The organism is Paenibacillus agaridevorans, from assembly GCF_003112455.1.
In the GTDB taxonomy this organism is placed as follows: Bacteria; Bacillota; Bacilli; order Paenibacillales; family Paenibacillaceae; genus Pristimantibacillus; species Pristimantibacillus agaridevorans.
Genome location: NZ_BDQX01000208.1, coordinates 24,528 through 36,888, shown reverse-complemented (window position 1 = coordinate 36,888; position 12,361 = coordinate 24,528). Strand labels below are relative to the sequence as shown.

Here is a 12,361-nt window from a genome sequence, read left to right as displayed (position 1 = left end):
GAGGTATACTTGGAATAAATGAAATTACAATATTTGAATCCTGTCATAGAGAGGGTTGATGTCAATGGTGTCTCATACGGAGTGGTATCGCATCTTCCTGTATGCCGCCGAAGCCTCGAATTTAACCAAAGCCGCCCAGCAGCTTCATATGACGCAGCCTTCCGTCAGCTACGCGATCAAGCAGTTGGAAGAAACGCTAGGCGTTACCCTGTTTAATCGATTGCCTAAAGGCGTGCAGTTGACCGAGGAGGGCAAGGTGCTGTATCGGCATGTTCGACTTGCCTTCGAGGAGCTGGGAGCCGCCGAACGGCATATGAACAATCTCCGTCAATTGCATGAAGGGATCGTGCGCATTGGCGCGAACGGAGCCATTATTCGGGATAGCGTGCTCCCGGCGCTGGATGCGTTCCAAGACCGTTATCCGGATATCCACATCCAGCTTATCCAGGATCAATCCAGCAGTATTGTCGATCGGCTAAAGAAAGGAGAGCTGGATCTCGGCTTCGTCCATCTTCCGGTCTCGGACGACGAGATCGAGATCGTCGCATCGCGCATCTCCCCATACTGCGTCGTGGCAGGAACGGCCTTCGAGGAATACGCGGACCGGCCTTTATCGGCGGAACAACTTACTAAGCTTCCTCTATTGCTGCTTTCCACCGGAAGCTCAACGCGCAAATACGTTGAGCGATGGTTCCAATCACAAGGCATGGAGGCCAAAGCCGATTTCGAATTAAGCAGCTTGGACATGCTGGCCGAGTTCGCGGAACGGGGATATGGCGTAACGTTCCTGCCCAGAGCCTTCATCGCCTCCGGCATCTCCCGGAGATCGCTCCTGGAGCTTCGCACGGAGGTCCCGCTGCCGGATCGGCAGATTGGCATTGCCGCCAGAAAGCAGGCCCCCCTCTCCATCGCGGCGGAGTCCTTCCGTGACCTGCTGAGAGCACAGCAGTAGTGTCTTCCGTAGCGTTCCAGTGAGACTAGAGTTCCGCTGAGACAGCTCTGCCCGGCATGGAGGCAGGCAGTAGCGTCTTCCGCAGAAGACCAGCGCTTCTCGCGTTCCTGGGAGACAACTCGGCCAGGCATGGAGGTTGGCAGTAGCGTCTTCCGCAGCAGCCCAGCGATTCTCTCATTCACGGCAGACAGCTTTGCCTGGCATGGAGGCCGGCTTTTCGAAGTTTACAAAAATCCCATGGAGCGGGACTTTTCCGCGGCCATCCAGTCGCCGCTGCGGCTCTTGGCGTAGTCCGACTTCATCTCTTCGACTAGTCGTTCCAGATCCGCTTCCCCTTCGTACTGGCGTTGCAGGGCCGCGGACACGTAGAGCTCGCCAAGCTGCGCGAAGGTAAAGCCCTCCGTACGGCGGGCGATATCGGCGATCTGGTCCTCGGCGGCGAATCTGCCCAGGCCTTTGCGCGTCAGATAGGCAAGACGCAGTCGTTTGTCCGGCAGCTTCACCTCGTATGCCCGGTCGAAGCGACCTGCCCGGTTCATAAGAGCGGGATCGATCTTCTCCGGGTAGTTGGTGGTTCCGATCAGGAAGACGCCTTCCTTGGAAGCGGCGCCGTCCAGCGTGTTCAGGAAATACGATCGGCAGGACTCCGGCATGGAGTCCAGATCCTCGATGACGAGCACCATCGGAGCCATGCGGGCCGCGGCCGCGAACACTTCGGCGATGGACTCGCTGTTCGTATACTCCGTAATTTGCCAATACGCGACAGGCGCGTCGACGGTAGCCGAGATCGAACGGACGAGCGTCGTTTTGCCGTTGCCGGGTTTACCGTAGAGCAAAATGCCCCTTTTATACGGAATGCCATACTCTTGGAAGAACAGTCCCTCATTACTGAAAAATTCGTCCACCGAGCGGTAAATTTGCGTCTTGAGCGACTCCTCCATAAATACGTCGTCGCGCGTCACCTCGCCCTTGGGGTTCATCCGCTCCTGCTCCAATCCGTCGCGCGTATCGCTAAACAAGATCAGCTTCCTGCACTCCAGCTGGCGCTTGCGCATATCGGCGAGGAACGCTCCAAGCCCCTCATCATTCTCCGCGAAAATAATATCCTCGTTGCCAAGCCCGTACTGCGTCTCTCTCGGAATTCGGGCAAAGGCCACACGAAACTTGTCATAGACGAAAAGGTTGTTGCGAGCGGACGGACGAATCTCGTAGCCCGACAGCCGCCGGTCCGGCTCCGACTCGAACTGGAATTGGCTCGTCTCTACCAGATCGTACAGACTGGCAACATGCCGAAGCCCTTCGTAGCCGCTGCGGATGTCCTCGCAGAGCGCATCCCAGACGTCGTTGTTCTCATCCTGGTAATAGAGCTTGGGCTCTGCATCCCAACGTTCCGTCAGATTGACCATGATCCGCTCCATCATGGCCACATAGTTGAAGTAGTTATGCCTCCCGCCGATAGCCGCGCCTCTATCTTTGGCATCCGCGGACCGCACGATGAATGGTGTTTCGGTTTTCGCTTCGTTTTTGAATACGATGTTCATCTTGTTCATTGTTCATCACCTTTATGTTAAATGCCTTTAATCGTCGCCATGGGGCGGCATCTCGCGACAACGGATGCCAGACCCGCTCCGACTACGCTGTCCACGATTTCATCAACGTTCTTGTACGCTTGCGGGGATTCGTCCAGAATAGCCTCCAGCCCGCGATGGTTCACCACGATCTCGTCTTCTTCGCCGACGCGCATGGAACGGGCGAATTCGTCGACCGTGACAAGCTGCTTCGTCGCGTTGCGCGACCGTATTCTGCCTGCTCCATGGCAGATAGAATGGTAGTTGGCCGCGCCGCCAGGGGCACCGACCATAAGATAGGAGGCCGTCCCCATGGAACCCGGGATAAGGGCGGGATGTCCCGTCTCCAAATACGGCGCGGGGTTGCCGGGATGGCCTGCGGGCAGCGACTTGGTCGCTCCCTTGCGGTGGACGAAGTAGGCGGACTCCCCTTCCCCCTCTTCGCAGGCGTAGTTATGCATCAGATCGTATAACGTGCGAAGCTCGGCAGCCTTGCCCAGCGTCTCCTTAAATGCCTCGCGGACCGCGAAAGCCATGAGATGGCGATTTACAATGGCGAAGTTAAGCGCGGAATACATCAGGTTTACGTACGCGTACCCGGCCCCGCTGTCCAGCGGCGCGAACTGCAGCTTCGGGTCTGCCGTGCCGAGTCCCGCGCGGCTCATCGTCTTCGCTACCTCGGAGCCGCAATACTGGTTGACGGAGCCGCCCCATGCCCGGGAGCCGGAGTGGATCATGACGACGACCATGCCGTCCTCAAGCCCCCAGCGGTTTGCAATATCGCGGTTGTCTTCATGGATGCGAAGAGATTGAATCTCCACAAAATGGTTGCCGCCGCCCAGCGTTCCCAACTGTCTATGGGCGCGATGCCATACATGTTCCGGTAGCCGGTCGAGCTCGGCTTCGTCGAAGCGGAAGCCGCTGCTCTCGACATGCGTAAGCGAAGTCGCTTTCTTGGGCGTGTAGGCATCCGGCACGTATTTGCCCGGGAGACCGTGCAGCCCTTTGCGCAGCACATGCTCCAGCCGGATATCGGAGAAGAAGCCCCTCGCGTGGTTCTCCACCGGGATGAGCCGTTCGATCGCTTTTACCAGCTTGCGCCTCAGCCGAACGTCGCGAAGCTCTTCCTCGCGGATGTTCGTCAGGTGGACGCGCATGCCGCAGCCGATATCGCTGCCCACTATGGAAGGCGAGACGAATCCGTTCTCCATCCCCCATACCGCCGTCGTCCCGATGCAGGTCCCGACGCCGACATGGGCGTCCGGCGTATAGCTCATGAAGCGGATATTCGGGATTTGCAAATTGTTGTTCGCCATCTCGAGGACCTTGTGCCCCATTCCGTGGAACAGCGGGTCGCTGGCGTAGACATGAAGATCCCCGGCGGGCAGATCCACTCGTCTGTAATAAGTTTGTTGTGTGCTCATATGTTGGTACTCCTTTATTTTTCATTGGTTTCTTGACGTGGAATTGATCGGCGGCGCCGACCTGCTTTGCACCAGGGGCGCGGTATCCGGCTTTTAGATTCGGCTAGGCCGACTTACAAACATAAATTAAGGGAAAACCTCCCTCTATTTCGATCCCCTAGGGTCTCTGCATCAAATTAAAGGGAAATGTTCCCTCAATATTGCGTAATTACGAGTCCTCCGGCCGATTTCACGATAATTAGAGGGAGATTTTCCAGCTATTGTCCCAAATCCATGGATTGGCGCAAGATTAGGAGGAGCTTTTCCCTCTATTCGTGCCTACGACATCCAAATGTACGTCAACGGGATGGTATGCAGCGTCTATCGCATTCTCCCCCTAGTGCTGGTGCTGGTTCTGGTTCTGGTTCTGTGCTGGTGCTGTGCTGGTGCTAGTTCTGGTGCTGTGCTGGTGCTGTGCTGGTGCTAGTTCTGGTGCTAGTGCTGGTGCTGGTTCTGGTGCTAGTGTTGGTGCTAGTGTTGGTGCTGGTGTTGGTGCTGGTGCTGGTGCTGGTACTGGCGCTGGCGTTAGTTCTGGTGTTGGTTCTAGTCCTAGCACCTATGCTTTCGCGCATGCCCGCCTTGTTTTTTTCATACGTTACTGTCATGGGGCTGAATCCCGTTAGACTTCTGCGGGAGTTCTGGCGCAGTGATTTCACACTCATTCCCACCCTGCGGGTCCGGCAGGCTCCCCCAAGAAAAAAACCGCAAGCCCGAGGGCTCACGGTTGAACTGTGCATCAAGACAAACGCTTCACCGCTCCGCTCTGCAAGGGAGACAAATGTCGCGAATTCTTTCTCAGATCAGGCCCGTAGAGGCCGATGGACAATAAGCGTATGATATTGTGCCGCAGCTTGCTTGCGTTTTGTCGTCGTATCGATCACGGCCATCGGCCTCCCTTCTCCATATAGTAAATCCATCTTACTCCTGCCGAGGTTCAAGTTCAAAGGAATAAACGGTTTAGTACCGAACTTTACCTCCACGCCTCGGCCAACGTATCGCGAAAAACCTCATCCAACCGTTCCATCCGTATCGGGTCAGCAGGCAATTCGGCGGCACGGGCCATCACCTCCAGCATGATGAGCTTAGAATCCAAATAATCATGAAGGACATCGATACGAGGCTCTCGGTCCAATTCTTCGCCGCGCATCTTTCGAGCGAGAAGCTCCTGAATAACGGCATGAAGCTCGCTTCCCTCCGGCACGATCTCCTCCACTAGCCGATGGAATTCCAGCGGCGGCATCTCTCCGAATTTGACGATCCACTCGCAAGCCAGCACCGGCCGCAGCACGTAGAAATATTTTTTGATGCGAACGACGTCGCCTTGCAAATATTCGCGGAAGTTGCCTCTTGCCATATTCAAGTAATGGAACATGCACGACTTGGGTGAAAAGGCTTTGGACGCCAGACGCCGTATCCGCTCTGCCGAGCTATAATGTTCGCCATACTTGATAGGCGACTGCAGCCACTCCAGCAGCGGAGGATTGGACTTTCGCAGCAATCCGAGCGCCTTGCGCAGATCCCATCCGCTAATGTCCAGCATGTCGCTGATTGGCCGCTCGATCACGTCGCGACGTTCGAAGACGGACAAATACCACTCCACCGGCCTTATATAGATAAATCGGACATCGTAATCGCTATCCTTGGACGGAAATCCCCACGCCCGGCTCCCCGATTCGCAGGCATAGAGAATGCGAACGTTCTCCTCAAGCTCCAATCGTTTCAGCTCTTCTTGAATGACTTCCTTTTTGATCTCGGTCATGTTTGCCGCTCCTCCCTTTGCCCTTGCCTTTGCCTTTCCAGCTACTCGGCTTCCTCCATTTTCTTCAAAAACTGACTAGATGAACATGGCGGAAATATGGCGACATCTCATTCGGCAGCCCATTCCAACAACAAAAAACCTGCAAATCTCTTGATCTGCAGGCTGAGTACTCAAGCGCTGTTCAGAAATGCTTTTATTTGTGATGCCCGCGAGGTTTTTTACCGCTCCAACGCTCGTCTACTTTCTCGTTAACGGACTGGTATCTCGTGTCGACGCTTAGCCGGTATTGATTAGTCGTATTTTCCAGTGAACAATGCATAAGGAACATTCCGAAAATTAATACGTCTCCGGCTTTATATTCTGTTGTCGCCCATTTGCCTCCGAATTTTTCTGTGACGACAAGAGGATCGTCTGTATAGTGTCCAAACCCGATATTGTCCCTGTCCGAGTCCTTGGAGCCGTAGGAACGTTTAAGCTCTGCGAAATTGTGAGAGTCAAGGCAAATCGCGAGCCCTCCCATCGCATAGTTGATATCGCCGAGCGGAGACCAGACGGTGTACAAGTTGTGTGTCCCTCTTCCCATGTATACGATATCGTAATGGGCACCGGTATAATCGCCTTTCCCGACCGCGCGCAACCATTTATAGTGGTAGGTCATCGATTGTTCGCCAAGCAGCTCATCGAAGAATCGCATAACATGATCGCCGTTAAGTACGCTAAGCAACTCCGGAAGATCCTCGTTTGTCCCGCCGAAAAATATCGTTTTGCTACCGTCCGCCATTACCCCGTCTTCCAGCAACGTATCCCGCTCCAGTTTGCCCATCCGGTCCATTTTCTCCAGAATGCGTTGACGTGCTTTCATAACTTGTTCCCGGTCATGGAAACCTCTAAGCAAGAGGTAACCGTCTTCTTGCATTCTGTTTCTTAGGGCATCGATATCGTGAAGCAAATCGTTCGAGCTTCTCAGTTCAGTCAGATGCGGGCCCCCTAATTCAAGCTCTCTGCTGCCGACTTTGACCATCATAACGTAACACTCTCCCTTGTTATTTATGACCAAAGTATAATGATTCCGCAAACGCGAAACCATGGAGAAACGTATTCATTACATGTAAAATAGTACATAAATATATCAAAATATTATAATCGCAAGCAGTATTTATGTATAATTGACCAGAACGGAGGATCGAAGCGTTATGCATAAAATCATGAACATTCCATACGAATTAGCCCCAAGCGATAGTCGACTACCTTGCCGTTTCCATTCCATCTGGAAGGTGCATGCAAACGAATCTTATCAAGTCGCGAAACAGAATGGTTTTTCCGAACCCGGTTTATTCGTAACGATAGAAGGTACTGGCAGTCTAACGTTAAATGGCGAAAAAAGGCTATTGCATGCTGGTACTTTTTTTATCGCTGACGTGGATATGCCATGCTCTTATTGCTGCATAGACGGCAATTGGAAATTTTATTTCATAGACTTCGTTGGAACGGATATGATTAAGGAGCTTGAGCTTGCTATTGGGCAAGTGACGACAAGCGCCAAAGTTGCAGATAGTGTTAAACTCTGCGAGAAAATAATCGAAACTCTCATCGTTAAGCCCGTAGGTTATGTATATTCAGTCAACATTCTCCTTCAAGAATTGCTCCTTCTGTTCGCCCGAGAAAAATCTATCACAAACACTACTCGCGATCCTGAGCTCGATACCGTTCTTTATCATATGCACCAGAACATCGATAAGCCGTTCCGTGTCCAGGATTACATTGCGGAAAGCGGCTTAACCAGAACGACGTTTTTTTCGCGATTCCGCGGAATGACGGGACAATCTCCCGCTCAGTATATGCTCGACCTTAAGCTCGCCTCGGCAAAAGCATCATTGGAGACAACGAATCTGTCCTCCAAGGAAATTGCGTTGGCTCTTAACTTTTATGACGAATTCCACTTCTCGAAGATGTTCAAGCAACGTTATGGCTTTTCTCCCCGGATATACCGGAAAATGAGGACAGAATCGGATAACAGCAGACATTGATTTGATTTAGAAACAACGTGCCGACTAACGACAAATGGAGCGTCCTGATCGATAGGACACTCCACTTTCTCTACCTTCAGTTAGCGATATACCTGATTCGTAATTTACTGATCATCGTCGCCGAGTTATAGACTCGCTCCACCTTGACATAATGGTTGTCATCCACATAAGCCAGCAATCCCGCGCTCTGGTAATTGGCAAGCGGACCGTACGCCATCTCCGTTGTCAACGCGAAATCCTCGTAAGGCGAAGTCTTGCCTAACAGATTCGTCTGCGTATTGCTTGTTTTCCAAATATCGGATTGCGTGACCGCTGTTATCCGCAGCTTGCCAGGGACGGCTGACAGGTTCCAGTCGTCCGGCTCCTCGCGTACCCATTGCCAGTCGAGATGTCCAAAGAAAACAAAGTGTTGGACTGAAAAATAAAGTATTAGACTGATAATGACCCATTAAGCTCCCTCGGGCAGGATAATATGGTGATCTATCGATCTGATTTAGTGTATGGTAGTATATGCATATAGAGGAAAATCATATATTTTTGAATTAGAGGTGCAGCAAATGGGAAAGAAATATTTAACCTACAGTCTTTTGATACTTACAGTTGGATTACTTGCATGGGGAGTGTATTCTTCATCAGATAGGCCAAATCTAATCTACAAAGAGAAGACCACAATTAACGCTGGAGAAGTAAAGACGGTAACCCATGGGGCGGTTGCGGTTTCAGCGAGTCTTCATGCGGATCGAATATACGGATCATTCGAAACAGTAAAAAACTATGTGACTGAAACAGAGTATCTGAACTTGAGTGCAAAGTTTGCTGGTTGGGAAAAGGGACTAGGTAATGATTACCCCAAGCTTGAGAAATTAATGAAGCGTATGATCTCAATTGGTGCGGAGCACGGTGACAATGGAATTGTGGATCCTATTAATCTTAGCAATGAACTCGGCCTTGAGTATAAACAATTGCTTAAGGATATGCAGCCTTATTTCGATCAACTTAACAAGGATCTAAGTTAACGGGTATCAAGGACTCTATACAAACGAAGAAGGAGCTGCCGCGGCAGCTCCTTCTTACATCTTCACAAACTAGAGTATTGGGTACAGATGTACTGCTGGACGTTAAGCTAACGGGCAGCATTACGTCAATGAAATCAGCATCACAAAAAAATTATTATAAGATCCGTTGATATTTGCCTAGCACATAAATTTGTTTGCCTTAATATGATGCTGTGAGTGACATAATCAGTTATAGGCCACTTATTGATTAGGAGGCATGCAACGAATGCAGAGAAAAAAAACTGCAATAAGGAAGAAAACTAGTTCCTCTAAAACGGTACAGCGGCACGTGCATGAATTTGAAGGTAGTACGAAACTGGCTGAAGAAGGCAATGATCGACATAATCATCGCTTTGCAGGAGTTACTGGGCAAGCGATTCGAGTAGGAAGAAGTCATGTCCATGAAATTGATCTTACAAACACAGATTTCCTTAACCATTTTCATAAACTAAAAAAGATTCGAACAGGACCTGCTATTCCAGTCGGAAATGGAAAACATGTACATTTTGTAACAGGACAAACGACATTAAATGATGGTCATGTTCACCAATTTAAATTCTCTACATTAATTCAAGCACCTCTTGTTTAATGATTAAATATTGAAAAAGTAATGTTGATAAAGCGGAAAGAAACAAATGGTCATGAAGAAACGATCTTAAATATTGCGTTCAGCTATCGGGAAACGTTAGTTCAATAAAATAGCGACAGTCTAGGACTTTATTTTCTTGTCCTTGGCTGTCGCTGTTTCATTTCAGCCCAGCAGAATGCCCATAATTCAGCTTGCCCTCCGGCATCCCACTCTCCGAAAAACACCTCGTCGCTCATCGCGCTCGTATCCTCGAATGCACCGGCCCGCTCCGTCAAAGCCGGAGCCGCGTACGCCGCAGGCATCGCAAGTGTTGCGCATAACACCAACTTGCAGCCCCACTGCCATAGACGCCCCCATGTTCCCATCAACAAACACTCCTCTCCATAAATAACCAACATTATCCGCCGCAGGATCCGCTCAGGTTGGTCTTGCTCCTGTCTTGCCGATCCTGCTCCGGCGGTCTTCCCTCCGTGGCCTTATGCCGTTACTCCTTGATCGCGCCCAGCATCACTCCCTTCACAAAATAACGTTGCAGAAACGGGTACAACAGCAAAATCGGCACCGTAGCGACGATAATCGTCGCGTATTTGATCGTTTCCTGCACAAGTCCCTTGTCAAAGTCGCTGACTGTCGTCATCATCTGGTCGGTGCTGTTGGCGATCAGAATCTCCTGCAAAATCAGCTGTAGCGGATACAGCTCGCGGTCGCGCAAATAGATCATCGCATCCAGGTAGGAGTTCCAGTGCTGCACGCCGTAGAACAACGTCATGACCGCCAAAATCGGCAACGATACCGGGAGAAAAATGCGGAACAGGATGGTAAAGTCGTTGGCTCCGTCGATGCGGGCCGATTCCTCGAGCGCCACTGGCACCTGCTGGAACGAGGTCCGCATGACAAGCAAATTCCACGTACTGATCGCGGTGGGAAGAATCATTACCCACCGCGTGTCGAACAAATGCAAATTTTTAATAATGAGGTAATGAGGGATCAGTCCTCCGGAAAAAAACATCGTAAATACGATGGCGAACATCACTTTATTGCCCAGCAGCGTCCCCCGACGCGATAGGCCGTACGCAGCGAAGGAGGTCAATAAAATATTAAGCGCCGTGCCGATAATGACATAAAACAACGTGTTAAAGTAACCCGACGCAATCATCGGGTCGGCCAGTACAAGCTTATAAGCTTGCAAGCTGAAACCCTCGGGTGCAAGCAACAGACCGCGATGCTGCATCAGCTCCGCCGGCGAGCTGAACGAAGCAAACAATACGTACAAAAACGGGTACAACGTTACGGCCATAAGCGCAATCATCAAAAGCGCGTTCAGACTGTCAAACAGCCGCTCGCCAAACGATCGGGAATTGAGCATATTGGCCCTCCTTACCATAATTTATGTTCGCTAAACCGGCGGCTAAGAGCATTGGCCGTCAGCAGGAGCGCAAAGTTGACGATATTGTTCATCAAACCGATCGCCGCCGAGAAGCCGTAGTCGAATTGCAGCAGCCCGCGCCGGTATACGAAGGTCGAGATGACATCGGCCGTTTCGTAGGTCGTCGGCTTGTAGAGCAGCAATATTTTTTCGAAGCTTCCGCCCGACATGAGATGTCCGAACCGCAGCAGCAGCAGGATCATAATCGTCGGCATGATGCCCGGAAGCGTAATATTCAACAGTTGGCGGAAACGGCCGGCGCCGTCGACTCGCGCCGCTTCATACAGGGACGGGTCAATACCGGCGATAGCGGCCAGATAGATGATCGAGCCCCAGCCGACGCCTTGCCAAATGCCGGAGGAGACATAGATGGTACGGAACCACTCGGGCTGAAGCAGATACGAGAGGGGAGTTCCGCCGAACCAGGCAACAATCTGGTTAATAATGCCGTCGCTCGCAAGGAAATCGACCATCATGCCGGCAACGACGACAACCGAGATAAAATGAGGCAAATAAGTAATGGATTGCACGACGTTCTTGAACATCTTGCGCCTCAGCTCGTTCAGGAGAAGCGCCAGTACGATCGGCGCCGGAAAACCAAAGACCAGCTCGTAGAAGCTGAGCAGAAGCGTATTGCGCAGAATGCGCCAGAAATAATAGCTGTCGTAAAACGCAACAAAATGTTTAAAGCCCGCCCAGTCGCTGTGCCAGATGCCCTTCGTCGGCACGAAGTCCTTGAAGGCGATCTGCAAGCCGTACATGGGCAAATAAGAAAAAATAAAGTAATAGGCAACGACGGGCAACAGCATCATGTACACGTACTTGTTGCGGACAAGATCCTTGGATAATTTGCGCATGACAGGCATTTTTGTTTTCATATCATTATTCTCCCATGTGAAAACTTGGTCTAAGCGTTCATACGGCTTTGGTCGGAGAAGGAGATCTCCTTCTCCAACCGCTTTGCCGCTTGTCTTTATCGTTTCAGGTAACGATCGTAAGCAGCCTGCTGAATTTGAATCGCTTCCTGCGCGCCCATCCCGTTCAACTTGTCAACGAAGGCGTCAAAGTTCTCGATCGGCTCCGCTCCCATAACAAATTTGTCGAACATCTCGTCATTGAACGTTCTAACGTCGGCCATAATGGAAGCGATCTTTGCCGCCTCCTCGGTCGTCAACGACAAGGTCGGGAGCCAGCCGCTATTGTCGGCCTGCGTCCACACCTCCAGCGCGTGTTTCTGTTGCGGAAGAGCGGCATTTTGCTCCATATAACGCTTATCCTGCACAATCGGCGCGCCGAACGGAATGGCGTATTTCGTCAAAGCGACGCCGAAGGCAAGTCCTTCTTTATTTTTCATCACTTCGTCCGTATAAGTCGGATAGCCGTTCTCCATCGTGTAGCTGACGCCCTCGATTCCGAAGTTGAACAGCATCGAACCTGCATCGCCGTATTTGTAATCCAGCCACTTGACTGTTTCGACCGGATGCTCGTTCGACTTGGAGATAGCCGCGCCGAGTCCGTTAAA

At 51.4% G+C, this 12,361-nt stretch carries 13 protein-coding genes; 4 read left to right on the top strand and 9 right to left on the bottom strand.

Annotated elements, in window-relative coordinates; all coding sequences use genetic code 11:
* Window positions 1-64: 64 nt before the first annotated feature.
* Entirely contained in the window at window positions 65-952 is an 888-nt protein-coding gene (locus tag PAT3040_RS19555) for a LysR family transcriptional regulator (protein WP_087567344.1), read from the top strand.
* Window positions 953-1,176: 224 nt separating this feature from the next.
* On the opposite strand, the gene PAT3040_RS19550 is transcribed toward PAT3040_RS19555, so the two are convergent.
* The 4 genes from PAT3040_RS19550 to PAT3040_RS19530 all read right to left on the bottom strand — a co-directional run bounded on the left by PAT3040_RS19550 (window position 1,177) and on the right by PAT3040_RS19530 (window position 6,766).
* Window positions 1,177-2,493 carry an AAA family ATPase gene (locus PAT3040_RS19550; RefSeq protein WP_108994061.1) on the bottom strand — a complete coding sequence of 439 codons (1,317 nt, stop codon included), beginning with the start codon at window positions 2,491-2,493 and terminating at the stop codon, window positions 1,177-1,179.
* 26 nt (window positions 2,494-2,519) lie between these two features.
* Complete coding sequence (locus PAT3040_RS19545) at window positions 2,520-3,944, bottom strand: RtcB family protein (RefSeq protein WP_108994039.1); 1,425 nt, start codon at window positions 3,942-3,944, stop codon at window positions 2,520-2,522.
* A gap of 1,009 nt (window positions 3,945-4,953) precedes the next feature.
* Window positions 4,954-5,742 carry a nucleotidyltransferase domain-containing protein gene (locus PAT3040_RS19535; protein WP_108994038.1) on the bottom strand — a complete coding sequence of 263 codons (789 nt, stop codon included), beginning with the start codon at window positions 5,740-5,742 and terminating at the stop codon, window positions 4,954-4,956.
* A gap of 193 nt (window positions 5,743-5,935) precedes the next feature.
* Complete coding sequence (locus PAT3040_RS19530; RefSeq protein ID WP_108994037.1) at window positions 5,936-6,766, bottom strand: phytanoyl-CoA dioxygenase family protein; 831 nt, start codon at window positions 6,764-6,766, stop codon at window positions 5,936-5,938.
* Window positions 6,767-6,935: 169 nt separating this feature from the next.
* On the opposite strand from PAT3040_RS19530, the gene PAT3040_RS19525 reads away from it, so the two are divergent.
* Complete coding sequence (locus tag PAT3040_RS19525; RefSeq protein ID WP_108994036.1) at window positions 6,936-7,769, top strand: helix-turn-helix domain-containing protein; 834 nt, start codon at window positions 6,936-6,938, stop codon at window positions 7,767-7,769.
* Between the two features lie 76 nt (window positions 7,770-7,845).
* On the opposite strand, the gene PAT3040_RS19520 is transcribed toward PAT3040_RS19525, so the two are convergent.
* On the bottom strand, window positions 7,846-8,199 hold the full coding sequence (locus tag PAT3040_RS19520; RefSeq protein WP_258235067.1) for a beta-xylosidase family glycoside hydrolase: 354 nt from the start codon (window positions 8,197-8,199) through the stop codon (window positions 7,846-7,848).
* A gap of 127 nt (window positions 8,200-8,326) precedes the next feature.
* Between PAT3040_RS19520 and PAT3040_RS19515 the strand changes: the two genes are divergently transcribed.
* Window positions 8,327-8,785 carry a DUF3600 domain-containing protein gene (locus PAT3040_RS19515; protein WP_181376728.1) on the top strand — a complete coding sequence of 153 codons (459 nt, stop codon included), beginning with the start codon at window positions 8,327-8,329 and terminating at the stop codon, window positions 8,783-8,785.
* 265 nt (window positions 8,786-9,050) lie between these two features.
* On the top strand, window positions 9,051-9,413 hold the full coding sequence (locus PAT3040_RS19510) for a YmaF family protein (RefSeq protein ID WP_108994033.1): 363 nt from the start codon (window positions 9,051-9,053) through the stop codon (window positions 9,411-9,413).
* 128 nt (window positions 9,414-9,541) lie between these two features.
* On the opposite strand, the gene PAT3040_RS19505 is transcribed toward PAT3040_RS19510, so the two are convergent.
* From PAT3040_RS19505 to PAT3040_RS37215, 4 genes are all read right to left on the bottom strand, one after another.
* Window positions 9,542-9,778, bottom strand: coding sequence for a hypothetical protein (locus PAT3040_RS19505; protein ID WP_108994032.1), 237 nt, complete (start codon window positions 9,776-9,778; stop codon window positions 9,542-9,544).
* 119 nt (window positions 9,779-9,897) lie between these two features.
* The gene (locus PAT3040_RS19500) at window positions 9,898-10,779 is read right to left on the bottom strand and encodes a carbohydrate ABC transporter permease (RefSeq protein ID WP_087567357.1); all 882 of its coding nucleotides are present in this window, start codon (window positions 10,777-10,779) and stop codon (window positions 9,898-9,900) included.
* Window positions 10,780-10,790: 11 nt separating this feature from the next.
* A complete protein-coding gene (locus PAT3040_RS19495; protein ID WP_108994031.1) occupies window positions 10,791-11,717 on the bottom strand; it encodes an ABC transporter permease in 927 nt (308 codons plus the stop codon).
* A 95-nt stretch (window positions 11,718-11,812) separates the two neighbouring features.
* The coding region (locus tag PAT3040_RS37215) for a type 2 periplasmic-binding domain-containing protein (RefSeq protein ID WP_507763372.1) at window positions 11,813-12,361 on the bottom strand (549 nt) is incomplete at its 5' end.

Excerpts from the sequence above, each read along its gene's own strand:
- PAT3040_RS19555 (WP_087567344.1), top strand. The coding sequence starts at position 65 with ATGGTGTCTCATACGGAGTGGTATCGCATCTTCCTGTATGCCGCCGAA.
- PAT3040_RS19550 (WP_108994061.1), bottom strand. The coding sequence starts at position 2,493 with ATGAACATCGTATTCAAAAACGAAGCGAAAACCGAAACACCATTCATC.
- PAT3040_RS19545 (WP_108994039.1), bottom strand. The coding sequence starts at position 3,944 with ATGAGCACACAACAAACTTATTACAGACGAGTGGATCTGCCCGCCGGG.
- PAT3040_RS19535 (WP_108994038.1), bottom strand. The coding sequence starts at position 5,742 with ATGACCGAGATCAAAAAGGAAGTCATTCAAGAAGAGCTGAAACGATTG.
- PAT3040_RS19530 (WP_108994037.1), bottom strand. The coding sequence starts at position 6,766 with ATGATGGTCAAAGTCGGCAGCAGAGAGCTTGAATTAGGGGGCCCGCAT.
- PAT3040_RS19525 (WP_108994036.1), top strand. The coding sequence starts at position 6,936 with ATGCATAAAATCATGAACATTCCATACGAATTAGCCCCAAGCGATAGT.
- PAT3040_RS19515 (WP_181376728.1), top strand. The coding sequence starts at position 8,327 with ATGGGAAAGAAATATTTAACCTACAGTCTTTTGATACTTACAGTTGGA.
- PAT3040_RS19510 (WP_108994033.1), top strand. The coding sequence starts at position 9,051 with ATGCAGAGAAAAAAAACTGCAATAAGGAAGAAAACTAGTTCCTCTAAA.
- PAT3040_RS19505 (WP_108994032.1), bottom strand. The coding sequence starts at position 9,778 with ATGGGAACATGGGGGCGTCTATGGCAGTGGGGCTGCAAGTTGGTGTTA.
- PAT3040_RS19500 (WP_087567357.1), bottom strand. The coding sequence starts at position 10,779 with ATGCTCAATTCCCGATCGTTTGGCGAGCGGCTGTTTGACAGTCTGAAC.
- PAT3040_RS19495 (WP_108994031.1), bottom strand. The coding sequence starts at position 11,717 with ATGAAAACAAAAATGCCTGTCATGCGCAAATTATCCAAGGATCTTGTC.